Origin of the sequence: Rahnella sp. BIGb0603, from assembly GCF_024808755.1 — a bacterium.
GTDB classification, from domain to species: domain Bacteria; phylum Pseudomonadota; class Gammaproteobacteria; order Enterobacterales; family Enterobacteriaceae; genus Rahnella; species Rahnella contaminans.
In genome coordinates this window covers 255,922-279,739 of the sequence record NZ_JANUEX010000003.1, presented here as the reverse complement: position 1 = coordinate 279,739, position 23,818 = coordinate 255,922, and the positions used below count along the sequence as shown (strand labels likewise).

At 53.8% G+C, this 23,818-nt stretch carries 21 protein-coding genes and 2 tRNA genes; 11 read left to right on the top strand and 12 right to left on the bottom strand.

Annotation, left to right across the window (positions count from 1 at the left end; translation table 11 throughout):
- Window position 1: 1 nt before the first annotated feature.
- Window positions 2–454, bottom strand: a complete 453-nt coding sequence (locus M2403_RS09655) for a nuclear transport factor 2 family protein (protein WP_152324482.1) — start codon at window positions 452–454, stop codon at window positions 2–4.
- 216 nt (window positions 455–670) lie between these two features.
- Here M2403_RS09655 and M2403_RS09650 point away from each other — a divergent pair, with 216 nt between their 5' ends.
- Window positions 671–2,446, top strand: a complete 1,776-nt coding sequence (locus M2403_RS09650; RefSeq protein WP_259229010.1) for a DUF4153 domain-containing protein — start codon at window positions 671–673, stop codon at window positions 2,444–2,446.
- Window positions 2,447–2,507: 61 nt separating this feature from the next.
- Here the strand turns inward: M2403_RS09650 and M2403_RS09645 are convergent, their stop codons facing one another.
- Complete coding sequence (locus M2403_RS09645; protein WP_152324484.1) at window positions 2,508–3,032, bottom strand: cytochrome b; 525 nt, start codon at window positions 3,030–3,032, stop codon at window positions 2,508–2,510.
- A 219-nt stretch (window positions 3,033–3,251) separates the two neighbouring features.
- Here M2403_RS09645 and M2403_RS09640 point away from each other — a divergent pair, with 219 nt between their 5' ends.
- A complete protein-coding gene (locus M2403_RS09640; RefSeq protein ID WP_165058402.1) occupies window positions 3,252–3,878 on the top strand; it encodes a YbhB/YbcL family Raf kinase inhibitor-like protein in 627 nt (208 codons plus the stop codon).
- A 21-nt stretch (window positions 3,879–3,899) separates the two neighbouring features.
- Window positions 3,900–4,742 carry an AraC family transcriptional regulator gene (locus M2403_RS09635; protein ID WP_165058404.1) on the top strand — a complete coding sequence of 281 codons (843 nt, stop codon included), beginning with the start codon at window positions 3,900–3,902 and terminating at the stop codon, window positions 4,740–4,742.
- A gap of 91 nt (window positions 4,743–4,833) precedes the next feature.
- On the opposite strand, the gene alaC is transcribed toward M2403_RS09635, so the two are convergent.
- Together alaC and M2403_RS09625 are read right to left on the bottom strand one after the other, a co-directional pair.
- A complete protein-coding gene (gene alaC / locus M2403_RS09630; protein ID WP_152324487.1) occupies window positions 4,834–6,078 on the bottom strand; it encodes an alanine transaminase in 1,245 nt (414 codons plus the stop codon).
- Between the two features lie 146 nt (window positions 6,079–6,224).
- Entirely contained in the window at window positions 6,225–6,761 is a 537-nt protein-coding gene (locus M2403_RS09625) for a GNAT family N-acetyltransferase (protein WP_259229008.1), read from the bottom strand.
- A gap of 146 nt (window positions 6,762–6,907) precedes the next feature.
- Here M2403_RS09625 and M2403_RS09620 point away from each other — a divergent pair, with 146 nt between their 5' ends.
- Complete coding sequence (locus M2403_RS09620) at window positions 6,908–8,611, top strand: sensor histidine kinase (protein WP_152324489.1); 1,704 nt, start codon at window positions 6,908–6,910, stop codon at window positions 8,609–8,611.
- 97 nt (window positions 8,612–8,708) lie between these two features.
- Entirely contained in the window at window positions 8,709–9,458 is a 750-nt protein-coding gene (locus M2403_RS09615; RefSeq protein WP_152324490.1) for a LytTR family DNA-binding domain-containing protein, read from the top strand.
- Window positions 9,459–9,495: 37 nt separating this feature from the next.
- Here the strand turns inward: M2403_RS09615 and glk are convergent, their stop codons facing one another.
- Complete coding sequence (gene glk / locus M2403_RS09610; protein ID WP_152324491.1) at window positions 9,496–10,461, bottom strand: glucokinase; 966 nt, start codon at window positions 10,459–10,461, stop codon at window positions 9,496–9,498.
- 317 nt (window positions 10,462–10,778) lie between these two features.
- Here glk and M2403_RS09605 point away from each other — a divergent pair, with 317 nt between their 5' ends.
- A complete protein-coding gene (locus M2403_RS09605) occupies window positions 10,779–12,041 on the top strand; it encodes an ion channel protein (protein WP_165058408.1) in 1,263 nt (420 codons plus the stop codon).
- Here the strand turns inward: M2403_RS09605 and M2403_RS09600 are convergent.
- Complete coding sequence (locus M2403_RS09600; protein WP_259229006.1) at window positions 12,038–12,736, bottom strand: aspartate/glutamate racemase family protein; 699 nt, start codon at window positions 12,734–12,736, stop codon at window positions 12,038–12,040. The genes M2403_RS09605 and M2403_RS09600 overlap by 4 nt on opposite strands.
- 101 nt (window positions 12,737–12,837) lie before the next feature.
- Complete coding sequence (locus tag M2403_RS09595) at window positions 12,838–13,311, bottom strand: multidrug/biocide efflux PACE transporter (RefSeq protein ID WP_152324494.1); 474 nt, start codon at window positions 13,309–13,311, stop codon at window positions 12,838–12,840.
- 133 nt (window positions 13,312–13,444) lie between these two features.
- On the opposite strand from M2403_RS09595, the gene M2403_RS09590 reads away from it, so the two are divergent.
- The gene (locus M2403_RS09590) at window positions 13,445–14,332 is read left to right on the top strand and encodes a LysR family transcriptional regulator (protein ID WP_208950850.1); all 888 of its coding nucleotides are present in this window, start codon (window positions 13,445–13,447) and stop codon (window positions 14,330–14,332) included.
- On the opposite strand, the gene M2403_RS09585 is transcribed toward M2403_RS09590, so the two are convergent.
- Window positions 14,321–15,979 carry an alpha-keto acid decarboxylase family protein gene (locus tag M2403_RS09585; protein ID WP_152324496.1) on the bottom strand — a complete coding sequence of 553 codons (1,659 nt, stop codon included), beginning with the start codon at window positions 15,977–15,979 and terminating at the stop codon, window positions 14,321–14,323. The genes M2403_RS09590 and M2403_RS09585 overlap by 12 nt on opposite strands.
- Window positions 15,980–16,329: 350 nt before the next feature.
- Between M2403_RS09585 and mgrA the strand changes: the two genes are divergently transcribed.
- Together mgrA and M2403_RS09575 are read left to right on the top strand one after the other, a co-directional pair.
- Window positions 16,330–17,319 carry an L-glyceraldehyde 3-phosphate reductase gene (mgrA, locus tag M2403_RS09580; RefSeq protein WP_259229004.1) on the top strand — a complete coding sequence of 330 codons (990 nt, stop codon included), beginning with the start codon at window positions 16,330–16,332 and terminating at the stop codon, window positions 17,317–17,319.
- 159 nt (window positions 17,320–17,478) lie between these two features.
- On the top strand, window positions 17,479–17,895 hold the full coding sequence (locus tag M2403_RS09575; RefSeq protein ID WP_152324498.1) for a DUF2502 domain-containing protein: 417 nt from the start codon (window positions 17,479–17,481) through the stop codon (window positions 17,893–17,895).
- A 77-nt stretch (window positions 17,896–17,972) separates the two neighbouring features.
- On the opposite strand, the gene M2403_RS09570 is transcribed toward M2403_RS09575, so the two are convergent.
- Complete coding sequence (locus M2403_RS09570; RefSeq protein ID WP_152324499.1) at window positions 17,973–19,202, bottom strand: Nramp family divalent metal transporter; 1,230 nt, start codon at window positions 19,200–19,202, stop codon at window positions 17,973–17,975.
- 416 nt (window positions 19,203–19,618) lie between these two features.
- Here M2403_RS09570 and M2403_RS09565 point away from each other — a divergent pair, with 416 nt between their 5' ends.
- On the top strand, window positions 19,619–20,806 hold the full coding sequence (locus tag M2403_RS09565; RefSeq protein ID WP_152324500.1) for a NupC/NupG family nucleoside CNT transporter: 1,188 nt from the start codon (window positions 19,619–19,621) through the stop codon (window positions 20,804–20,806).
- 122 nt (window positions 20,807–20,928) lie between these two features.
- Here M2403_RS09565 and M2403_RS09560 read toward each other — a convergent pair.
- Window positions 20,929–21,004, bottom strand: a tRNA-Ala gene (locus M2403_RS09560).
- A 73-nt stretch (window positions 21,005–21,077) separates the two neighbouring features.
- A tRNA-Ala gene (locus M2403_RS09555) sits at window positions 21,078–21,153 on the bottom strand.
- Between the two features lie 352 nt (window positions 21,154–21,505).
- On the opposite strand from M2403_RS09555, the gene M2403_RS09550 reads away from it, so the two are divergent.
- Entirely contained in the window at window positions 21,506–22,297 is a 792-nt protein-coding gene (locus tag M2403_RS09550; protein ID WP_165058420.1) for a formate/nitrite transporter family protein, read from the top strand.
- Between the two features lie 89 nt (window positions 22,298–22,386).
- Here M2403_RS09550 and gltX read toward each other — a convergent pair whose 3' ends face one another.
- On the bottom strand, window positions 22,387–23,805 hold the full coding sequence (gene gltX / locus M2403_RS09545; protein ID WP_165058422.1) for a glutamate--tRNA ligase: 1,419 nt from the start codon (window positions 23,803–23,805) through the stop codon (window positions 22,387–22,389).
- Window positions 23,806–23,818: the final 13 nt, after the last annotated feature.

Genomic DNA, 23,818 nt, shown 5'->3' with positions numbered 1-23,818 from the left:
TTTAAGATGGTTCAGCTTTCACTGTCTGGCGGTAATTGCTGACGCGCTTTTTGTCCTCAAGATTAAAGTCCGGATCCAGATAAATACTGACCCGTTTTATCAGCAAATCCTCGAACACAAACACCGTGCAGAAATGATGGCGCCCCGCTTCTGACGTTGGCCAGCGGTCGCCGTTTTGCATCACGCCGCGCATCTGTCCTTCCAGCACAATCGTGTCGCCATCACTCAGAAAGGCGAAAGCATCCTGAATATGCTGAATTTTGTCTATCTCCAGCGCAAAACGTTTGCCCAGCTCTCCCAATGACGATTTACCCTGGGCGGTACCAAATTTCGGGAAGAACAGCACGACGTCTTCAGCAAAGAGATCTAACAATGAAGCATCCGCCTGATCCAGTTTGGCGTAGAAATTCTTAACGATTTCAATGCGTTTTTCTTTCAGTTCGTGTTCAGCCATTTTCACCTCGAAATTCTCCATCCAATATTTAAGCCTAGTGACTGCCGCTGATTTTGCCAGTTATGCGGTGAGGCTCACAAAATTGCCAGTACCGTCCGGAGAAGAGTTTTCTGCACTCAGCCGCGGAATTCTCTACACTGACAAGAATTTTCTGATCATGTCCCCTTACACTTTGGAGAGTCACGGATGCCTCAGTTCAACCGGGCAGGAAGCGCAATGCCCCCAGTTCCTTCGCCCGCACGTGCTTTTATCATGGCGATATGCCTGTTGCAGGGCCTGTTGCTGTATTTCTTTTTCTCTGCCCCGGAAACGCCCGCGCTGATTCGCTTTACGCATAATATTTACGGACAAACTATGGCACTGGTATTACCGGTGCTGATTTCGCTGGCGGTTACGCGGCTGAAAGACGGCCGGGTCTGGGCAAGTATTATCGTCTTCACCCTGCTGCTGGCCGGGCTGGCGGCATGGGCAAAAAGTAATATTTTTGCAAATATGACGGACAGCATTCTTGTTCCGTTCCAGCTGTCGCTGGGGTTACTGACGTTCTTTATTTTGCCGTGGCTTCAGGTTCAGGCTTTCCCGCCGGAGACGCGCTACCGCTACATCCATCTGGCGGCCTGTTACAGCCAGAATATTCTGTGCGTGATGTTAACGGTGTTGCTGATGCTGCTGGCCGTTGCGGTGGTCGCGCTTTGGGCGGCACTGTTCCGGCTGATCGGCATCGAATACTTCCACCAGTTGTTTTACGATACGCCGCTGGTCGGCTGGCTGCTTTACGGCGTGCTTCTGGGCATCAGCATTGTCACCTGCCGCACCCAGCCTTCGCTGATGAACACGACGCGCAACATCATCCGTTTTATCCTGAAAGGTCTGTTGCCGCTGGTGGCGTTTATCGCGCTGATTTTCCTGTTTGCGCTGCCGTTTACCGGGCTGAACGCGCTGTCTCAGGCGTGGTCGGCGGCAAGTCTGCTGACCACCATGGCGCTGAGCGTGCTGATCCTGGTAAATGTGGTGCGGGAAACGGACAGCCCGGTGAAGCCTTATCCGCGAGCCATCCGCCTGATGGTCAACGCCGCGATTTTGCTGCTGCCGGTGTATGCCGCGCTGGCGCTGTACGCCACCGGTCTGCGCGTGTCGCAATACGGCTGGACGCCGTCGCGGATCTGGGCGATGCAGATTATTGTCGTCACGCTGATCGCGTCGGTTTGCTACAGTTTTTCCGTTATCGATAAGCGCCCGGACTGGTTGCCGCGCATTACGCAGTTCAACAAACCACTGTCGCTGCTGGTGGTTTTACTGGTGATTGCCTGCAACAGCCCGCTGCTGGATCCTTACCGCATCAGCGTGAATAGCCAGATTGCGCGGCTGGACAGCGGGAAAACGCAGGCTAAAGATCTCTCGCTGAATCTGCTGCGTTTCGACACCGGCCGACGGGGGAATGAGGCGCTGGTGAAACTCCAGGAGAATCCGGCGTTCACCCAGGATCCACGATTGCAGGCGTCATTGAAAAACATGCTGGCGCAAACTTCCCGCTGGGGTGCTTACAGCGTTAAAGAGGCTGAAAACGCCGCGAAAAACTACCGCATTGAAGACGCGAAAAAACAGATCCTCCTGGCCAAAGGCGCATCGCAGCCGGATGACTCCTGGTGGAAAAGCCTGCCTGAGCTGGAGAATTACCGAAGTACCCTGCGTGATTGTCTGAGTTTAGAAGGCGCATGCATCATCAATACGCTGGATCTGAACAACGATAAGCAGAAAGAAATTTTCTTCTGTAATACGTTTGATACGCCGTCCATCAACTGCCGGATTTTCGCCCGTCAGGCCGGAAAATGGGCACAAACCGGAGAGCTTTATCTGTATGAAGGGAAGGATAAAGACGCGCTGATTCAGGCGCTGCGCAACGGTGAGGTCAGGCCTGTACAACGGAAATGGGCAGACGTGCAGATCGACGGCAAGCGTCGGGTGATCCACTACAACAGCGATAACGACTGATTGATTTCTTCACCGGCAGACGCCCTGCCGGTGAAGCTTCCTGCATTTGCATTCCCCCGGACTATTTTCCCGGCAGCATCCGCGTAAAGGTATCGTCTTTGCGAAAATAGTGATGATAAATCGCCGCCAGCGCGTGTAAGCCAATCAGGTAATACCCGCAGTTTGCCAGGAATTCATGGGCCGTGCGCACCGTGCGGCGCGCAGAAGGGTCCGGCGAGATAAACTGCGGCACCTGCCAGCCAAACAAAACCCAGTCGCGCCCGCCAAATTCCAGCGTCAGCACGCCGAGCACCGGCAGCGAAAGAAACAGCAGATACAAAACAGCGTGTACGGCGTGAGACGCCGCAATCTGCCAGCGCGGCAGCGGCGGCGTGATGGCCGGCGTGGTATTTCGCGTGCGCAGGAAAATGCGCACCCACATCAGCAGCCAGACGCAAATCCCGAAATTGAAATGCAGCAATCTCACCAGCGGCTGATTATCTTCCGGGAAATAATCGCGGGTCAGCATGGCGGCGTAGGTCAGAATAATCATCAGTAACGTCGCCCAGTGCAGGCTTATCTGGGAAAGCGAATAACGGGTTTTCATAAATCGTTTCCTGTCCGGAGATAAGTATCAGGGAACCATCGGTACGAAAAATGAGTATAGGAAATAAATACGCAGACTTTATGAAGACCGCAGGACTCACCCTTCCGGTCATTATGACGGGAAAAGTGAATAATCTGACGGGATATGTCATCCTGCCGCAAGCGCATCGCGATAGAATCTCTCCATACCCCAGTCCAATGACATGCAGAGGATTTTCCAATGAAATTGATCAGTCAGAATTTTGAGAACGGCGCACCGATGCCGGGCGAGCTGGCATTTGCCGTTCAGGATGCACAAAACCACCTGGCGCTTTCCTCCAACCGTAACCCGCACTTAGCCTGGAGCGACGTACCGGAAAACACCCGTTCGTTTGCGCTGGTTTGTGTGGATCCGCATGTGCCGGGCCGTCCGGACGACGTGAATCAGGAAGGCAAGGTGGTTTCCGCATCATTGCCGCGTATCGATCTGTTCCACTGGCTGCTGGTGGATATTCCTGCTGATACCCGTGAGATTGCCGAAGGCAGCCACAGCGACAGCGTGACGCCAAAAGGTAAACCGGCGTTGCCCGCTGAAGCCGGAATGCGTCATGGCATCAACGGTTATACCGCGTGGTTTGGCGACGACGAAAATATGGGCGGCGATTACTACGGTTACGACGGTGCCTGCCCGCCGTGGAATGATGAAATTGCGCACGACTACGTGTTTACGCTGTATGCACTGGATATTCCTTCACTGGAGTTACAGGATAAATTCTACGGCCCGGATGTGCTGGCCGCTATCGAAGGCCACGTTCTGGCACAGGCCAGCCTGACAGGGACTTACACCTTAAATCCGGACGTGAAGTAATGCCCTCTGGCAGGAGAAACTATGCCCTCTGAAGGTCGCAGCAATGCAGAAAATCTTCTGCCAAACCAACTGCCGGTCATCCACGACCGGCTTTTTTCGCTGGCGCGGCCTTATCTGCAACAGCCGCATCAGGTGTCCAGTTTCCGGTTTTTCGAGCCATCGCTGCTGCGGGTGAATTCCGGGCAACTGACGCTGAGTCAGGAGCACGACGCGCCGGTGAAGCTGGGAAACACGCCGCATCTGATGGTGATTTCGCAACATACGCAGGCGCACGTCAGCAAAACCGTCAGCGCAGAAAGCGGGATTTTCTCGTCGCTGTTTCTCGGGTTTTCGCCTGCGCTGATCGCCGGGTTTTACCGCGATAACGCCCCGCTGCTGTCGCCCCTCACGCCGCTTAACGGCTTTCAGATCGTACCGCTGGACGATGAATTACAGGAAACGCTGGATTATTGTCTGCACGGTCTGAAAAATCCGGCCAGCACGGCGGTGCAGCAAAACCGTCTGACCGGCGTGCTGATCGCACTGGCGGAGCGCGGAATTTTATTCATGCCGCGCGCCGGTGAACCGCTGGGCACCCGGCTGACCACGCTGCTGGCTTCCGCGCCGGAATTTGCCTGGACCGCCGCCAGCGCCAGCCAGCAACTGGCTATGAGTGAAGCCACGCTGCGGCGGCGGCTGGTGGAAGAGCAAATCAGCTTCCGGACATTGTTGCAGGATATCCGCATGCATCACGCCATGACCCTGCTGCAAACCACGCGCTGGAGCCTGTCACAAATCGCCGATGCGTGCGGCTATCGCGCCAGTTCGCGGTTTTCCCTGCGTTTTCGCGAGCGGTTTGGCTGTTCACCTGCTGACATCCGTTAAACAAAGAGCCGTTAATAAAAAGAGTGAATAAAAAAGCCAGTCACCTCAGATGACTGGCTTTGATGTTTTCCGCTTTTAACGCGTCAGAAAATTATTCAGATTCAGCCGGTGGTTCGTTACCGTTTTTTTTCGGTGCCAGCAGGCCATCGGCGCGGAACATCGCTTTAATGCCGCGCACCGCCTGACGGATGCGATCCTGATTTTCGATTAACGCGAAACGCACATGGGTATCGCCGTAATCACCGAAACCAATGCCCGGCGACACGCAGACTTTCGCATCCGCCAGCAGACGTTTGGCGAATTCCAGCGAGCCTAAGTGGGCATACGCAGGCGGGATTTTCGCCCAGACGTACATCGACGCTTTCGGATTTTCCACCATCCAGCCCGCCTCGTGCAGCCCGCGCACCAGCACGTTTCGGCGCTGACGATATTGTTCGGCAATGTCTTTCACGCATTGCTGGTCGCCTTCCAGCGCCGCAATCGCCGCCACCTGCAACGGGGTAAATGTGCCGTAATCGTGATAACTCTTGATACGCGCCAGCGCGCTGACCAGCTCAGGATTGCCGACCATAAAGCCGATACGCCAGCCCGCCATGTTGTAGCTTTTGGACAGTGTGAAGAATTCCACCGCGATGTCTTTTGCGCCCGGCACCTGCATGATCGACGGTGCTTTCCAGCCGTCATACACGATATCGGCATACGCCAGGTCGTGGATCACCAGTACGTTGTATTGTTTCGCCAGCGCCACCACGCGCTCGAAGAAATCCAGTTCCACGCATTGCGCCGTCGGGTTCGACGGGAAACCGAGGATCATCATTTTCGGTCGCGGAATGGTTTCGCGAATGGCTTTTTCCAGCTCGGCAAAGAAATCCACACCTTCCGCCAGCGGCACGGAGCGTACCTGCGCACCGGCAATCACTGCGCCGTAGATGTGGATCGGATAACTTGGGTTTGGCACCAGAACGGTATCACCGTGATCGAGCGTCGCCAGCATCAGATGCGCCAGCCCTTCTTTCGACCCGATGGTGACGATAGCTTCGCTTTCCGGATCGATTTCAACCTGATAGCGGTCGGCATACCAGCGGGAAATCGCCCGGCGAAGACGCGGAATGCCGCGGGATGTCGAGTAACCGTGCGTGTCTTCACGCTGTGCAACCTGCACCAGCTTTTCCACGATGTGCGGCGGTGTCGGGCCATCAGGATTCCCCATACTGAAATCGATAATGTCCTCGCCACGGTGGCGTGCAGCCATTTTCAGCTCAGCAGTAATGTTGAAAACATAAGGGGGAAGACGATCAATGCGCGAAAAACGACGGGGTGAACTGGAATCAGCCATAATTTCCTCTGGGATACGTAAGCGCCCGGACCGTCCGAGCGACGCTGGCCGCGTTGCGGCCTTCAACGAACATATCGCAGAGGAAAAAATCTGTCGAGAGATTGAGCAACATTTTTTTAACTAAAGTTTTTAGCTAAGATCTTTAACTAAAGGCGCGTATCGCTGGCAAGCAGCCCCAGCAGCCAGTCATTTTTCCATTCGTTGCCAATGCGGTAGCTGTCACGCAGCCTGCCTTCATACTGAAAACCACATTTCTCCAGCACGCGTCGCGATGCGTCGTTACCTTCCAGCACGTTGGCCTGCAAACGGTGGAATCCGCACTGATCGAAAGCAAAATTTAATACTTCGCGTAATGACTCGACCGCATAGCCTTTGCGCTGATGTTCCGGTGCCAGAATGAAGCCCACTTCGCCCTGCTGATACGGACGCCAGTCGGGGAAAAAACCGGTCAGCCCCACCGCCGCGCCGGTTTCTTTTTCGCGGATCAGCAGGCAGAGCCAGAAATCGCAGTAGCGATCCCAGTTGCCAAGACGCTGCTCAAAACGGCTGTGAACCTGCGCGGGCGTTTCGATATCGCCGATAAAACGCATGACTTCCGGCGTCTGGTACAACCGCAAAAAGAACGCCCAGTCGTCAGTCTGGATTGGCTGCATGATAAGCCGCGGCGTTGATAACGAGATCATTTCTGGCTGTTCTCCATTTTTAGATAGCGTTTTGGACCTGAACCGGACCGCATTCCGTCCTTTGGTGGTGAATCTCTGACCTTTTATTTATAATAACGGCTGAATCCATTTGGCACAGATATGTATTACTGTGCAGAGAAATCACCATGCCTCACATGTTTGATATGCTGCTGGCGGTCTTTGACCGTGCGGCGCTGATGCTCATCTGTCTGTTCTTCCTCACGCGTACCCCGCTGTTCCGAAAACTGCTGCACAAAGAAAATGATAATCATACGGCGCTGGAACTGGCGGCGGTCACCGCGATTTTCTCGCTGTTTGCGATTTTCGGCACACTTTCGGGGATAAACGTTGAAGGCTCGCTGATTAACGTGCGGACTATCGCCATTATGTCCGGCGGCATTCTGTTCGGGCCGTGGGTCGGTATTATTACCGGCGTGATTTCGGGTACTCACCGTTTTCTTATCGACATTCACGGGCCGACGTCCATTCCGTGTCTGATCACCAGTATTACCGCCGGTTTTCTTTCTGGCTATATCAATAAAAAAGTCAAAAAAGCGCTGCATTGGAAAGTCGGTATTCTGGCCGGCATGCTGTGCGAAACGCTGACCATGATCCTGATTTTACTGATGGCCCGCCCGTTTTCGCTCGGGCTGGATATCGTGATGAATATCGCCGCGCCGCTGATCCTCGGTGCCAGTTCGATTGGCCTTATCGTGATTCTGGTGCAAAGCGTCGAGGATGAAAAAGAAGTTATTGCTGCCCGGCAGGCGCGGCTCGCGCTGGATATCGCCAATAAAACGCTGCCCTACTTCAGGAATATCAACGCTGAATCGTTAGACAGCATTTGCCGGATTATCCGCGATGATATCGACGCCGATGCCGTCGCCATTACCGATACCAGGAACATTCTTGCGTACGTCGGCACGGGCGCGGAAGAATACAATATCGGCCACGAAGCGCTCAGCGAGATCACCAAGGCTACGCTGGAAAGCGGCCAGATTACCGTCAAAAATAACGACGAGATGCACCGCACACCACAAATTCACTCGCTGATTATTATCCCGCTGTGGGAAAAAGGCGAAGTGACCGGTTCCCTGAAAATCTATTATTGCGACCCGCACCGAATAACCTATTCCCTGAAAGTCATGGCGATCGGGCTGTCGCAAATTATGTCGACGCAGATGGAAGTTTCGCGCACCGAGCAGCTGCGTGAGATGGCGAATAAAGCTGAAATGCGCGCCCTGCAAAGTAAAATTAACCCGCATTTTCTGTTTAACGCATTGAATGCCATATCGTCTTCAATTCGCGCCCGCCCTGACGTCGCACGGCAGCTGATCATCAATCTCTCCCGCTATTTGCGCTATAACCTGGAACTGAACGATGAGCTGATTGATCTGCGCAAGGAACTGCATCAGGTGCAGGATTACATCGCCATCGAGCAGGCGCGGTTTGGCAGCAAGCTGACGGTGATTTATGACATTGATGACGATATTTCGGTGAAAATCCCCAGCCTGCTGATCCAGCCGCTGGTGGAGAATGCTATCGTCCACGGGATCCAGAAGTGCAGCGGAAAAGGTGTGGTGGTGATTTCAGTGAAGCATCAGCCTGACGGCGTGAAGGTTTCTGTGAAAGACACTGGCCACGGCATCAATCAGGAAACCATTGACCGCGTTGAGCGCAACGAAATGCCGGGCAATAAAATCGGCCTGCTAAATGTGCATCACCGCGTTTCGCTGTTATACGGCCGGGGGCTGACAATCCGCCGCCTTGAACCGGGGACGGATATTTCATTTTTAATCACCAAGGCCTCTTCCGCAGTGGCAAATGCCCTTGAGAGCAAAATAGCCTGAAGCGGAAGACCCGTGCAGTTACTGTTCGCTAATTATCATTTTTTGAAGCATTTAACCTGCCGCCCGCGTTTCGGGCGAACGCATCGGGGAATATTCCATGAAAGCCATTATCGTCGAAGATGAAATACCGGCTCAGGAAGAACTGAGTTATCTGATTAATACGCACAGCAGCATCAAAATTGAAGCGATATTCGATGACGGCCTGGATGTGCTGAAATATCTGCAAACGAATGAAGTCGATGCGATTTTCCTCGATATCAGCATTCCTTCGCTCGACGGCGTTTTGCTGGCGCAAAATATCAGTAAATTTGCGCATAAGCCTTACATTGTCTTTATCACCGCCTACAAAGAACACGCCGCCGAAGCCTTTGAAATCGAAGCGTTTGACTACATTCTCAAGCCGTATCACGAATCCCGTATCGTCACGATGCTGCAAAAACTCGAATCGCATTTTCAGCGTGACAGCCAGGATAAGCAGGAAGCTTCCGCGCCCGCGCCGAGTAACGCGCCGCGCGTCAGCCACAGCATTAATCTCATCAAAGATGAGCGCATTATCGTGACGGACATTAACGATATTTATTACGCAGCCGCGCAGGAAAAGGTGACGCAGGTGTATACCCGCAAAGAAGAATTCACCATGCCGATGAATATCACCGAACTGTGCAACCGCCTGCCGGAAGAGCATTTTTTCCGCTGCCACCGTTCGTATTGCGTGAATTTATCGAAGATCCGCGAGATTGTGCCGTGGTTTAACAACACCTACATTTTGCGGTTAAGTGATCTGGATTTCGAAGTGCCGGTCAGCCGGAGCAAGGTAAAGGAATTCAGGCAGTTAATGCGGTTCTGATGTTACGGCCTCCCCTTTACAAGGGAGGCCGTAAACATTAAATCGTCAAACCAATCGACTGACGCAAATAGGCACCTGCGCCCAGTAATCCCGGCTGATCGTGGGTGATCAGAAACACCGGAATATCCATCAGGTAATCTTTGAAACGCCCTTTATCTTCGAACGCCGCACGGAAACCGGAGGCTTTGAAAAATTCCAGGAAGCGCGGCACAATCCCGCCCGCGATGTACACACCGCCAAACGTCCCCATGTTCAGCGCCAGATTGCCGCCAAAACGCCCCATGATGACGCAGAATAACGACAGCGCACGACGGCAGTCGACGTTTTCGTCTGACAGCGCCAGCTCGGTGACATCTTTAGGTTTGAAGTTTTCCGGTACGCGGTTATCGGATTTCACAATAGCGCGATACAGATTCACCAGCCCCGGTCCTGACAGAATGCGTTCCGCAGAAACGTGGCCCATTTCGGTGCGCAGCTGTTCCAGAATAATGTCTTCTTCTTCGCTGTTTGGTGCGAAATCAACGTGACCGCCCTCGCCCGGCAAACTCATCCACTGTTTGTTGGCGTGGATCAGATGCGCAACCCCAAGACCGGTGCCCGCGCCGTAAATCACCGCCGGTTTGCCGTCCTGCGCTTTTTTGCCACCAAACTGCAGCAAATCCGCTTCTTTGAGCATCGGGATCGCCATGGAAACGGCGGTGAAATCGTTAATCACTTCCAGATGTTTCAACCCGAGGCTTTTCTTCATCTCCGCAATGGAGAAGGCCCAGGTGTGGTTAGTCATCGCAACCCAGTCGCCGGTAATCGGGCAGGCAATCGCGATACATGCATCCTCAACTTCCTGTTGCTGCTGCGAAAGATACTCACGAACCGTGGCTTCGAGGCTGTCATATTCCAGCCCGGAAAAGGTCTTCGACTGAGAAATCTCACCGCTGTCCAAAGCGCAAAGCGCCAGGCGGCAGTTGGTGCCCCCGACATCGCCCACCAGGGAGTATTTGGTCATGTTATTCTCCACAAAAAGTAAATTCGTTATGCTGCGCACCCGCGCAAAAGTTGCTGTGCTAAAGAGTACGCTGCCGGGCGCGCTGATGTAAGCTGCACATCACTTAACGACCGGCGAAAGCCTGCCAGCGGGGCAAAGCTTACAGATTCGTGTGGGCAAAATAGCGGTAATTGCTATACGCTGCAACGCAGTTTTGAACCAACGCACATTTATGCGGCATGTCACACAAAATAATGTCGACCGCCGGTAAACAGACCTTGCTGAGTTTCATCTAAGCTATTAGGGCAAACAAAACTATAAAATAAGGAAATACTTGCATGTTTCATCCCCGCGCCAGACTCATGCTGGCCTTTGCGCTGCCTGCGATCATTATCGGCGTGCTGTCGAGCCTGATTCTGGTCGCCATTATGATGCTTGCCGGTGCGTTACAAACTTTGCTTTGGCAAAACATTCCCGCGGTTTTAAATGTGAATACTCAGTCCTCCAGCTGGACGCTGTTCATGCTGACGCTGACCGGGGTCGGCGTGGGCGCATTAATTAAATATATGCCGGGCCACGCGGGGCCGGATCCGGCGACCGAATCGCTGATCGGCGCGCCGGTTGCAGTCAGTTCACTGACCGGTCTGGCGTTAGCCTTAATGCTCGGGCTGGCCGGGGGCGTCAGTCTCGGTCCTGAATATCCGATTACCGTGATTAACATTGCGCTGGCCGCCGCGTTTGGCGCGCGGTTTATGCCGAAAGTACCGACCACCGACTGGGTGATTCTGGCTGCCGCCGGAACCATCGGCGCGTTGTTTGGTACACCGATTGCCGCCGCGCTGATTTTCTCGCAAACGCTGGGCACCAATAAAGATGTGCCGCTGTGGGACCGGCTTTTCGCGCCGCTGCTCGCCGCGGGTGCGGGGGCGATTACCACCGATCAGTTTTTCCAGCCTGACTTCTCGCTGACCATTCCGGCTTATGACAGCTCACGGCTGATTGATATTTTCAGCGGTTCGGTGGTGGTGTTAATTGCGATTGCGCTGGGGATGCTCGCCGTCTGGCTCTTTCCGCATATGCACCGGTTGTTTAACAGTATCCAGAATCCTGTGCTGCGGCTGGGTCTCGGCGGGTTTGTGCTCGGGCTGCTGGCGCTGATTGGCGGAGAAATCACGCTGTTCAAAGGGCTTGATGAGATGAAGGAGCTGGCGCATTCGAATCAGCTGTTTGAGATGGGGCCGCTGCTGGCGATCACGCTCACCAAGCTGGCGGCGTTAGTGGTCGCGGCGGCCTGCGGTTTTCGTGGCGGGCGTATTTTCCCGGCGGTGTTCGTCGGGGTTTCACTGGGTCTGATGTTGCATCAGTATGCCCCGGATGTGCCGGCAGCGGTCACCGTTTCCTGCGCCGTGATGGGCATGGTTTTAGTGGTCACGCGCGATGGCTGGCTCAGCCTGTTTATGGCTGCCGCCGTGGTACCGGGGCTTAAATTGCTGCCGCTGCTGTGTATCGTGATGTTACCAGCCTGGCTGATGCTGGCCGGTAAACCGATGATGCTGGTGGCGAAACAGTCATTACGCCGTCAGGATCCTGACGCCGGTTAATGGTCTTTCAGGGCGAACTCGGCCGCTGCCAGCGCGTGAATGGCAGTGGTATCGAAAACGGGAACGTCCGCGTCTTCAGCGCCGACCAGCAGGGTGATTTCGGTACAGCCGAAAATAATGCCTTCCACGCCCCGCTGTTCCAGGCTGGCAATAATCCGCCGGTATTCCTCGCGTGAGTCGTCCCGGATAATCCCCAGACAGAGCTCTTCGTAGATGATCCGATGGATGATTTCGCGGTCACCGGCATCCGGCGTCACGACATCAATCTGATGCAGTTCCTGTAAACGTCCGCGGTAAAAATCCTGTTCCATGGTGAAACGCGTGCCCAGCAGGCCAATTTTCTTCAGCCCGTGCGCTTTGATTTTTCCGGCGGTAGCATCGGCAATGTGCAGCAACGGCAGGCCGCCAATCCGCTCAATATCACCGGCCACTTTATGCATCGTATTCGTGCAGACCACAATGACATCAGCCCCGGCGCGCGCCAGCGAGCGGGCCGCGTTGCCAAGAAGTTCGCCCGCCTGCTGCCAGTCACCGGCCATTTGCAGCTTTTCAATCTCGTAGAAATCGACGCTGTAGAGGAACAGTTTGGCCGAGTGTAATCCGCCCAACTGTTGTTTTATGTGTTCGTTAATCATCCGGTAATACGGCACGGTGGATTCCCAGCTCATGCCGCCAATCAGCCCTAACGTTTTCATTTCTGCTTCCCTTTTGTCTGCGTGACAAAACCATAACCGACAAAAAGCCCGCAAACAAAGAAAATGTCTGCGGGCTTTTTCCGGACGAAGGTCAGCGGGAATTAATGCTTCGCCGGGCAATCCTGAACCATTTCGCGGCGCTGCATCCAGCGCTGGCGCAGCGTGTCGTACAGCCAGTTATACGCCACGGTGTACGGCAGGAAGAACAGGAAGAACCCGATTTCCAGCATAAACGCATCGAGCAGGCCGATACCCAGCCACAGCGCGGCAATCGGCAGGCCAATCAGAATGAACCCGCCCTCGAAACCCAGCGCGTGAGCAATACGGATTTTCAGCGTTCGCACCACGCGGGTCACCGGCCAGAATTTGTCGAAGAAGGTGTTGTAAATGATGTTCCACACCATTGCCGTCGTCGACAACATGATAGCCAGCGCGCCCATTTCCCAGATCGGTTTATTCAGCGCCCATGCGGCGACCGGGGCGGAGATCAGGACGGCCAGCGTCTCGAAGCCGACGGCATGAAAGATGCGTTCGCCCAATGTTTTCTGAGATGAATTGCGTGTTTGCTTAGACATAAAAACCTGCCTGATTCCTGATAATTAATGGGTGACGGTTGTCACAGGCGGGCATTATCATCACTAAATAAGATGGATGAAAGATAGTAAGTATCGATAAAATAGATGGATTGAAATCACAGGAGAGTTGTTTATGCGCTATTCACCGGAAGCCCTGACGGCGTTTGTAGAGGCGGCCGACGCCGGATCTTTCTCCGCCGCCGCGCGCAAATTGCGCAAAAGCCAGTCGACGGTCAGCACGGCGATTGCCAATCTGGAAGTGGATTTAGGCGTAACGTTGTTTGATCGCCAGAGCCGCCATCCGGTGCTTACGCCCGCCGGACAGCGCGTTCTGAGCCACGTTCAGGCCATTCTGGCCGCCAGCGAGCGCCTTGATGAGCTGGCCGTGCGGTTATCCACGCAGCCAGAAACCCGCCTGACGTTTGTGCTTTCCGATACCTATCAGCCGACCCACCATGAAGCGCTGCTGCGCCGGTTTGAGCAGCGTTATCCGGATATCGAATTTGAATGTCAGATTGCCGAAGATCAGGACGTCATCGAGCTGTTGCAGTCAGGTCGCGCGCATATCGGCATGGTGGAAGCGCAGGCAAGTTATCCGCCGGATATTGGCGCGGCGCGTCTGCCCGAGCAGACGGATATGTCGATTTTTTGCAGCCGTGAACACCCGCTGGCGAAAATGGAGAGCCTGCAACCCGAGCAGTTACACACGTTTCGAGAGCTGTGTTTACAGCCATACAGCCGTCGCGAAATGCCGCGCGCGCAGGGTCAGGTGTGGTCAGCGCCCAGTTATCTGATGCTTTTGGAAATGGCGGAGCAGGGATTTGGCTGGGCGACGCTGCCCCACTGGCTGGTGAAACAGTTCGGGCATGACAAACTGATGACGCTGCCGTTGCGCGGCTGGCCGAAAAAGATTTCCGTGGATGCGGTGTGGAGTAAAAATAATCAGCCCGGCCCGGCGGGAAGCTGGTTCATCGACCAGCTGATTGACCCGCCGGAAACGGACGACGATTTATTGCCCTGAGTTACGTTTCGCCAGCGATTTTGTCACCGAGCTTAACAGTTCGGGGATATCCATTTTCGGCAGAACCACTTCAATCCAGGCCATCTGGCGATGCGCACCGGCTTTTTCGATCGCCTCTTTCAGCGCCTGCGGAGAATCGGCCCGCGCGGTGAAAACATCATTGCCGCCAAACGCCGACGGGAACTGCGTCCAGTTCCACTGCGCAATGTCGTTGTAGCGCTGCGTTTCGCCGTGGATCGCCCGCTCAACCGTATAGCCGTCATTATTAATGACGAAAATCACTGGCGGCAAACCATAGCGGATCGCCGCGCCCAGCCCCTGCAGGGTCAGTTGTGCAGAACCGTCGCCGATGAGCAACACCACGCGGCGCGCGGGAGCCGCAATCTGTACGCCAAACGCGGCGGGCAGCGTGAAACCAATCGAGCCCCACAATGGCTGGACGACAAACTGGCAATCTTCCGGCAGGTTCAGCGCCGCCGCGCCGAAACATGCGGTGCCCTGCTCGGCGACCAGAATATCGCCTGGTTGCAGGAAATCCTGAATCTGCTGCCAGAATTCGTATTGCCCGAAATGTCCTTCGTGCGAGGCAGGCAGCGCCGTGCGTTTCACCGGGTAGGGTTGCCAGCCGGAAGCGAGTTCCGCGGTCAGGCGATGCAGGACGCTGACGGTTTTAGCCATCGGTAACTGGTGGAAAATCTGATCGCCCACGCGGGCAGAAAATGGCTGGAGATCAATGCATTTGCCGTCGGGGAGTTGCTGGGTAAATCCGGCGGTGATCGTGTCGGTAAATTTCACCCCGACGTTAATCACCACATCCGCGCCTTCAATGGCCTCGCGGGTTGACGCCGCGCTGCCTGCGCCGGAATAGGTTCCGGCGAAATTCGTTTGCTGCTCGTTAAACAGCCCTTTGCCCATCAGCAAGGTGGCGTGCGGCAGCGGCACTTCTTCCATCCACTCTTCCAGCGCGGCTTTGACGTCAAAGCGGTCGGCAAGGAAATCTGCCAGCAGCGAAACGCGTCTTGCATCGCGCAACTGAGTTTCAGCGGCGGCAACAAAAGCTTCCAGAGAAGATGGCGAAAATGGCGGCTGACGCGCCGGGAGCGCGTGGGCTCGGGTTGTGACCGGCAACGCAGCGACGTCACTGGGCAGCAAAATATAGCCCGGACGTGAGTGGTAGATCACTTCTTCAATCACGCGGTCGATTTCAGACAGCGCATTTTCCGGCGTCAGCGCGGCTTGCGCGACGCTCACCGGTTGCGACATCCGCATGAAGTGGCCGAAATTGCCGTCGCCCAGCGTGTGGTGCATCAGTTCGCCTTTGCGCTGCGAGGTCAGCGCCGGTGATCCGACAATGTGGATCACCGGAACATATTCGGCAAAGCTGCCCGCAACGCCATTGAGCGCGCTCAGTTCGCCCACGCCAAAGGTCGTCAGGAGCGCGCCGATGCCTTTGGTACGCGCATATCCGTCTGCACCATACGCGGCGTTAAGTTCATTAGTGCAGCCGACCCAGGTGATTTGCTGATGATTAATCACGCTGTCGAGGAATTTCAGGTTGTAATCCCCCGGCACGCCAAACAGTTCGGAGATCCCGCTAAATGATAAGCGGTCTAAGAGATAGTCACCTACGGTATAGATATTATCCATGACGATCCTCTGTTAAAAATAGAGTAAACAGTTAATCCCACTAGCCTAAGTATTACTCCAAACAGGGGAATAGGATATTTATTATTCGAAATAGAATGTGGAAACGCAGAGTTACAGCATTGCACTGAGATCACGCAGGCGTCTTTGTTCAGCAGTTACGGTAATAGAAAAAGAATCCGGGATTTAAGCTGCTGCGCCTTTATTCATGCAAATAAGCGCTACGTAAACAGGAAATAAGGATTGTTCCGGATGTGATCTGAATATCTGGAAATGCTTGTGAAAGCGCATACACTAAAAGGGCTTTTTACCTCATTCTTACATGATTCATACAATTTAAAAGAAAGGTCTCTATGCCGTATTTAGCGAGTCCCAATCGTTACGAGAAAATGGAATACCGCCGCTGTGGCCAGAGCGGGCTAAAACTCCCTGTCGTTTCCCTTGGCCTCTGGCACAATTTCGGGGATAACGCTCACTTTGAGAATGGCCGGAAGCTTATCCGCCACGCTTTCGACCACGGGATCACCCACTTTGACCTCGCCAATAACTACGGCCCGCCTCCGGGTTCTGCCGAGCAGCATTTTGGCCGTATTTTGCAGGAAGATTTGCTGCCGTATCGCGACGAGCTGATCATCTCTTCGAAAGCCGGTTACACCATGTGGGACGGCCCTTACGGCGACTGGGGATCGAAAAAATATCTGGTTGCCAGCCTGAATCAAAGCCTGAAACGCATGGGGCTGGATTACGTGGATGTCTTCTATCATCACCGCCCGGATCCGGACACACCGCTGGAAGAAACCATGGCGGCGCTGGATTTGATCGTGCGTCAGGGCAAAGCGCTGTACGTCGGCTTATCCAATTATCCCGCTGCGCGCGCCAAAGAAGCCTTTGAGATCCTCAAACAGCTCGGTACGCCGTGCCTGATTCACCAGCCGAAATACTCGATGTTTGAACGTTGGGTTGAAGCCGATTTACTCGATACGCTGGCGGATTACGGCGTGGGCTCGATTGCCTTTTCGCCACTGGCGGGCGGCGTGCTGACGGACCGCTATCTGGCGGGCATTCCTGAAGATTCCCGCGCGGCCAGCGACAGTAAATTCCTGACCGCCGAACAGCTGACGGAAGAAAAACTGGCGAAAGTGCGTAAGCTGAATGACATTGCGCAGGCGCGCGGGCAGAAACTTTCCCAGATGGCACTGGCCTGGGTGCTGCGCGGCGATCGCGTGACGTCTGTGCTGATTGGCGCCAGCAAAACCGGGCAAATTGATGATGCGGTTGGCATGATGGCTAACCGTCATTTCAGCCCGGAAGAACTGGCGACCATCGAAGCGATTTTAGTGTAAACGGTTACCCACCTGCTTAATAAACGCGCCTTTATGGAGTTTCCGTAAGGTTTCCGTTAAGGCGCGTAAATCAATCAAAACAGGATTGTAAGCAATAGAACCCACCCCCTCTTCCCCTTATAACTGTCAGCATAAATTATAAGGAATCTGGGGCAGTCTATGATTAAGCCAATACTTCTCGGAACATTGCTGTTTGCTTTGCTGCCTGCCGCAGCGCCTGCTGTACAGGCCAGCAACTTTAGTCTCAATACACCCGGTCTTTCCATCAGCATTGGCGACCGTGACCGTCGCGGTTATTACTGGGATGGGTACGACTGGCGCAACCCGAGCTGGTGGAACAGTTACCGTGGTCACAATTATGGTCATCGTGGCCCGCGCGGGGATTACTGGGACGGCTACCGCTGGCGCGATCAGGGCTGGTGGAATCATCGCCATCCACCACGTCGTCCGATGCCGCCGCCGCGTTATTATCATGGCGACCACGGACGTCCGCATTATGACCACGGCCGTGGGCCGGATCGCGGTCACGGACACGACCGGGATCACCGCGGCGGGCATGGCGATCATCGCCATTAATTCAGTGAATGACACAAACAAAAACGGGACAGCGCAAACTGTCCCGTTTTTTATGGCCTGAATCTTTCAGCCGGATATTATTTCAGCATACCGATCAGCAGATAAAGGTTGAGGCTGACGACAATCAGCACGATGATGCGCCCCGCCCACTGCACGGTTTTGGTATTCACCATTTCGCCCATGAGGCTGCGGTTACCGGTAAACGCCAGCAGCGGCAGCAACGCCAGCGCAATCCCGAAACTCAGGAGTACCTGGCTCATGACCAGAATTCGCGTGGCATCCAGCCCCATCAGAATCACGATAAAAGACGGCATCATAGTGACCGTACGGCGCACCCACAGCGGAATGTAGAATTTAACAAAGCCCTGCATCACCACCTGACCGGCCAGTGTACCCACCACGGTTGAGGATAAACCGGCAGCGACCAGGCTCAGGCCAAATGTCGTCGCAGCGGCGTGGCCGAGCAGCGGTTGCAGCGTCAGATAAGCTTCATCGAGTTCACTGATCCCGCTGTGTCCGCTGAAATGGAACGCAGCGGCGGCGGTCGCCATCATCGCCAGATTAACGAAACCGGCGATAGTCATCGCGATACCGACATCCAGTTTTGTCGCGGAATAACGCTGCTCTTTCGATGCCTTACCGCCTCGCTGAGTCAGCGAAGAGTGAAGATAAATGACGTGCGGCATGATGGTCGCGCCCAACACACCGGCGGCCAGATAGACGGAATCGCTGGTGGGCAGTGCAGGGATCAGCATGCCTTTGCCCAGCGCCACCATGCTTGGCTGAGAGAAAAACAGCTCGACAATATAGGCGGCGGCCACGAACAGCAACAAACCGGCGATAACCAGTTCCAGCGGTTTTTGCCCGCGTTTTTGCAGACCCAGGATAATAAAGGTGGCAATCCCGGTGAGCACGGCGCCCTGAAGCAGGGTAACCCCGAGAAGTAATTTGAAGCCGATCGCCGCACCGATAAACTCAGCGAGGTCGGTCGCCATCGCGATGATTTCTGCCTGCACCCAGTAAGCCCAGACGGCAGGACGCGGGAAACGGTCACGGATGTGTTCGGCGAGGTTTTTCCCGGTGGCAATACCCAGTTTGGCAGACAAGAGCTGGATCAGCATCGCCATGACATTGGCCCAGACCACCACCCACAGCAACTGATAACCATACGAGGCACCGGCCTGAATGTTAGTCGCAAAGTTGCCCGGATCGATGTAACCGATGGCGGCAATAAACGCCGGTCCCATCAGTGAAAGCTTCATCTTTCTGGCTGCGCGGCCTGTAGATTCGGCCCGGCTGTTCAGCATAGTCAGTTAACCCTTACGATTGTTACGCTTACATAAATCATAGCTAATTGATAATGATTATCAAGTGCATTTAGAATGATCTGAGTAATTACTTTGATAGGCAGTAGCGTAAGCGGCAAAGTGTGAACTGAGTGGTTAATCATTCTGTGAGCTTTCATAAAGACTTACAGAACGCTTTTTCCTAAAACAGACATTTACTGGCCAGATTCAGAACGCATTACGGCACATGATAAAACTAGCACAAGAATGCTAACTGTGCTTAGTTTTATTAACATCTTGATTTTTTGTGTGATAGGCCTCGATTTGTTGCAATTCGTGTCTGTAATTTCTATATTTGCAAGCGACTTCACGTTTTAAATGTACGCGTTACATAAAATGTCCGTCGAAATATAGCCTGCCTCTAATTTGGAGCACCCATGTCCCGAATATTGCACTTTGTATTAGCGTTGGCCGTTGTCGCTGCACTCGCTTTACTGGTGAGCCGTGACCGGAAGAATATCCGTTTACGTTTCATTGTTCAGCTGTTGGTCATCGAAGTCTTATTAGCCTATTTCTTCCTGAACTCTTCAATCGGTTTAGGTTTTGTGAAAGGCTTCTCAGACTTGTTTGAGAAATTATTAGGATTCGCTGCGGAAGGGACCGGCTTCGTATTTGGAGGCATGAGCGATAAAGGATTAGCGTTCTTCTTCTTGAAAGTCTTGTGTCCGATCGTGTTTATTTCCGCACTGATCGGTATTTTACAACACATTCGGGTACTGCCTTTCGTCATCCGTATCATCGGTACAGTCTTGTCGAAAATTAATGGCATGGGAAAACTGGAATCTTTCAACGCCATCAGCTCCCTGATTTTGGGTCAGTCAGAAAACTTTATCGCGTATAAAGATATTCTGGGCAAAATGTCTGAAAAACGTATGTACACCATGGCAGCCACAGCTATGTCGACCGTTTCTATGTCGATTGTGGGTGCGTACATGACCATGCTGGAACCGCGCTTCGTTGTTGCTGCGCTGGTGCTTAACATGTTCAGTACCTTCATCGTACTGTCGTTAATTAACCCTTATAAAGTTGATTCAGAAGAAGACCTGCAAATCGGTAACACGCACCAGGGTCAGAGCTTCTTTGAAATGCTGGGTGAATACATCCTGGCCGGTTTCAAAGTCGCGATCATCGTTGCAGCCATGCTGATTGGTTTCATCGCTCTGATTTCCTGCCTGAATGCGCTGTTCGATGTGGTGTTCGGTATCACCTTCCAGGGCGTGCTGGGTTATGTCTTCTATCCATTCGCATGGATGATGGGCGTGCCAAGTCACGAAGCGTTGCAGGTCGGCAGTATCATGGCAACCAAACTGGTTTCCAATGAATTCGTTGCGATGCTGGATCTGCAAAAAGTGGCGACCGAACTTTCACCACGCGGCGTGGGCATCTTGTCCGTGTTCCTGGTGTCTTTCGCCAACTTCTCGTCTATCGGTATCGTTGCCGGCGCTATCAAAGGCCTGAACGAACACCAGGGCAACGTAGTTTCACGCTTCGGCCTGAAACTGCTGTACGGCTCAACGCTGGTCAGCGTGTTGTCAGCTTCTATCGCGGGTCTGGTACTGGCGTAGTAAGTAGCAACAGAACGACAAAGAAAGGCGCTCCGGCGCCTTTTTTTATGCCTGCAATTCAGGGAACCGAAAGGGATATAGCAGAAAACAAAAAACCCGCCGAAGCGGGTTTCTTTAATATTTGGTGGAGATAAGCGGGATCGAACCGCTGACCTCTTGCATGCCATGCAAGCGCTCTCCCAGCTGAGCTATACCCCCACACGAGGTCGTCCACATTGTACTTCTTGTGTTCCCTTTTAAGGAACTCACCCACTCACTCTGGTAAGTAAGTTGGTGGAGATAAGCGGGATCGAACCGCTGACCTCTTGCATGCCATGCAAGCGCTCTCCCAGCTGAGCTATACCCCCAATTCGTGCCCGTAAAAACGGGTGAACGGGGCGCATAATATGAAACGTCGCTAACCCTGTCAACGGCTAAATCCGTTTCTCAATTCAAGCGCTGAAAAAGCCGCCAAATACCCCATTTTGCAGGGAAAAAACCTCTGCCCTCACCGAAATTTTTGGTGTGATGAATTGTTTTACAATTTGCCCGCCAGCCCGCGTGGTGACTAGCTTTATGATCTGCCTAAGCATTTTCTTAACATCTATGTCTGAATGATTAATGAAATGTTAGCAGACTATGAAGATCGGCTTGTTTTGAGATAATTCTAAGAATAGACTGCTCGCGCAATAATCATAACTTACTACTTCGAGCAATCTCATGTCCTTGTATTCACCTAAAGAAATCGCATCCATCGCTGTCACGGCAGGCGTTAATAAAAGCCATGCTTCCGTGTTGAATTTGTTAATTTTGGGCTTTCTGGCCGGCGCATTCATCGCCACCGGTTTCCTGCTGGATCTGCACGTAATAGGGACGTTACCTGCATCCTGGGGATCATTCAGTAACTTACTGGGCGCCGCCGTGTTCCCGGTAGGGATTATTCTGACCGTTTTAGCAGGGGGAGAACTGCTGACAGGTAATATGATGACCTTACCTATCGCCTGGTTCGCGCGTCAGATCAGCCTTTACGCTGTTCTGCGCAACTGGTTCTGGGTGACCCTCGCTAACCTGCTGGGCAGTCTGGCCGTGGCCTATTTCTTCGGCCACGTTCTGGGGCTGACCGAAGGCGCTTTCCTGAGCAAAACCGTCGCCACCGCCACCGCAAAAGTGAATGCAGACTTTATGCATGCCTTCATTTCCGGTATTGGCTGCAACTGGCTGGTGTGTCTGGCGATCTGGCTGGCGTTCGCCAGTAAAGAAGTCGGCGGCAAAGTGATCGGGATGTGGTTCCCGGTGATGGCATTCGTGGCTATCGGCTTCCAGCACGTCGTTGCAAACATGTTCATCGTGCCTGCGGCAATCTTTGCCGGTGCATTGAGCTGGTCACAGTACTTCCCGAACTTCGCAGCCGTGTTCCTCGGCAACGCGGTCGGTGGCGCGGGCTTCGTGGGCCTGATGTATTTCCTGGCCTACCGTCCTACCGTTGCAGCACCTGCGACTGAACAACGTTAATTAAGACGTTTTCAGGCAAGCGTTTCACAGAAAGCAAAAAAGCCAGCCGGTTTCCCGCGCTGGCTTTTTTTATCACTATTTAACAGCGATTACTGCGCTTGTGTTTCACGTTCAGCAATGAAGGCTAACGCCATATCGATACGCGCCAGTACACGGCTCTGACCGATTGCATGAACGGTCACGTCCACGCCCGGAGACTGACCCGCGCCTGTGACAGCAACGCGCAGTGGCATCCCGACTTTACCCATCCCGACTTCCAGCTCATCCGCCGTGCCCTGAATCGCATGGTGAATATTCTCAGCCGTCCAGTCAGTAATGGCAGCCAGTTTCGCGCGAACCACTTCCAGCGGCTGACGTGCAACCGGACGCAAGTGTTTCTTCGCCGCATCGGCATCGAACTCTGCGAAATCTTCGTAGAAGTAACGGCAGGACTCCGCCATTTCTTTCAGAGTTTTGCAACGTTCGCCCAGCAAAGTAACGATTTCGAACAGCTGCGGGCCGTTGCGGGTTTCGATACCGGCCTGCTCCACGTGCCACAGCAGATGGGTCGCCACATACTGCGGATCCATCGTATTGATATAGTGGTGGTTCAGCCATTGCAGTTTTTCAGTGTTGAACGCACTGGCAGATTTGCTGACGTTTTCCAGTGAGAACAGCGCTTTCATTTCGTCACGGCTGAAAATTTCCTGATCGCCATGGGACCAGCCCAGACGCACCAGATAGTTCAGCAGCGCTTCCGGCAGATAACCGTCATCACGGTACTGCATGACGCCAACCGCGCCGTGACGTTTAGACAGTTTTTTACCGTCGTCGCCCAAAATCATAGAAACGTGCGCGTAAACCGGTACCGGTGCGCCCAGCGCTTTCAGGATGTTGATCTGACGCGGAGTGTTGTTGATATGATCTTCGCCACGGATAACGTGAGTGATTTCCATATCCCAGTCATCCACCACCACGCAGAAGTTATAGGTCGGGGAACCGTCGGTACGGCGGATGATCAGATCATCAAGCTCGTCATTGCTGAATTCGATCGGGCCGCGGATCTGGTCATCAAAGATGACCGAACCTTCCTGCGGGTTACGAAAACGCACCACGCAAGGTTCATCAGCGGCGTGATGTTCGTGGCTGTCGCGGCAACGACCGTCATAACGAGGCTTTTCGTTATTGGCCATCTGATGTTCACGCAGCGCTTCCAGACGCTCTTTAGAGCAATAGCATTTATACGCTGTGCCGTTTTCCAGCATTTCATCAATCACCGCGTTATAACGGTCAAAGCGTTTGGTCTGGAAATACGGGCCTTCATCCCAGTCCAGATTCAGCCAGTTCATGCCATCCATAATCGCGTCAATTGCAGCCTGAGTGGAACGTTCGAGATCGGTGTCTTCGATACGCAGCACAAACTCGCCGCCCAGGTTGCGGGCAAAAAGCCAGGAATAAAGCGCGGTACGGGCGCCACCGACGTGCAGATAGCCGGTCGGGCTTGGGGCAAAACGGGTTTTGATTTTCATCTGGGTGCAACCT

Excerpts from the sequence above, each read along its gene's own strand:
- M2403_RS09570 (WP_152324499.1), bottom strand. The coding sequence starts at position 19,202 with ATGCTGAACAGCCGGGCCGAATCTACAGGCCGCGCAGCCAGAAAGATG.
- M2403_RS09590 (WP_208950850.1), top strand. The coding sequence starts at position 13,445 with ATGCGCTATTCACCGGAAGCCCTGACGGCGTTTGTAGAGGCGGCCGAC.
- glk (WP_152324491.1), bottom strand. The coding sequence starts at position 10,461 with ATGACCAAATACTCCCTGGTGGGCGATGTCGGGGGCACCAACTGCCGC.
- M2403_RS09585 (WP_152324496.1), bottom strand. The coding sequence starts at position 15,979 with ATGGATAATATCTATACCGTAGGTGACTATCTCTTAGACCGCTTATCA.
- M2403_RS09640 (WP_165058402.1), top strand. The coding sequence starts at position 3,252 with ATGAAATTGATCAGTCAGAATTTTGAGAACGGCGCACCGATGCCGGGC.
- M2403_RS09605 (WP_165058408.1), top strand. The coding sequence starts at position 10,779 with ATGTTTCATCCCCGCGCCAGACTCATGCTGGCCTTTGCGCTGCCTGCG.
- M2403_RS09625 (WP_259229008.1), bottom strand. The coding sequence starts at position 6,761 with ATGATCTCGTTATCAACGCCGCGGCTTATCATGCAGCCAATCCAGACT.
- M2403_RS09645 (WP_152324484.1), bottom strand. The coding sequence starts at position 3,032 with ATGAAAACCCGTTATTCGCTTTCCCAGATAAGCCTGCACTGGGCGACG.
- gltX (WP_165058422.1), bottom strand. The coding sequence starts at position 23,805 with ATGAAAATCAAAACCCGTTTTGCCCCAAGCCCGACCGGCTATCTGCAC.
- M2403_RS09620 (WP_152324489.1), top strand. The coding sequence starts at position 6,908 with ATGCCTCACATGTTTGATATGCTGCTGGCGGTCTTTGACCGTGCGGCG.
- M2403_RS09650 (WP_259229010.1), top strand. The coding sequence starts at position 671 with ATGCCCCCAGTTCCTTCGCCCGCACGTGCTTTTATCATGGCGATATGC.
- M2403_RS09550 (WP_165058420.1), top strand. The coding sequence starts at position 21,506 with ATGTCCTTGTATTCACCTAAAGAAATCGCATCCATCGCTGTCACGGCA.
- M2403_RS09655 (WP_152324482.1), bottom strand. The coding sequence starts at position 454 with ATGGCTGAACACGAACTGAAAGAAAAACGCATTGAAATCGTTAAGAAT.
- mgrA (WP_259229004.1), top strand. The coding sequence starts at position 16,330 with ATGCCGTATTTAGCGAGTCCCAATCGTTACGAGAAAATGGAATACCGC.
- M2403_RS09615 (WP_152324490.1), top strand. The coding sequence starts at position 8,709 with ATGAAAGCCATTATCGTCGAAGATGAAATACCGGCTCAGGAAGAACTG.
- M2403_RS09575 (WP_152324498.1), top strand. The coding sequence starts at position 17,479 with ATGATTAAGCCAATACTTCTCGGAACATTGCTGTTTGCTTTGCTGCCT.
- M2403_RS09595 (WP_152324494.1), bottom strand. The coding sequence starts at position 13,311 with ATGTCTAAGCAAACACGCAATTCATCTCAGAAAACATTGGGCGAACGC.
- alaC (WP_152324487.1), bottom strand. The coding sequence starts at position 6,078 with ATGGCTGATTCCAGTTCACCCCGTCGTTTTTCGCGCATTGATCGTCTT.
- M2403_RS09600 (WP_259229006.1), bottom strand. The coding sequence starts at position 12,736 with ATGAAAACGTTAGGGCTGATTGGCGGCATGAGCTGGGAATCCACCGTG.
- M2403_RS09635 (WP_165058404.1), top strand. The coding sequence starts at position 3,900 with ATGCCCTCTGAAGGTCGCAGCAATGCAGAAAATCTTCTGCCAAACCAA.
- M2403_RS09565 (WP_152324500.1), top strand. The coding sequence starts at position 19,619 with ATGTCCCGAATATTGCACTTTGTATTAGCGTTGGCCGTTGTCGCTGCA.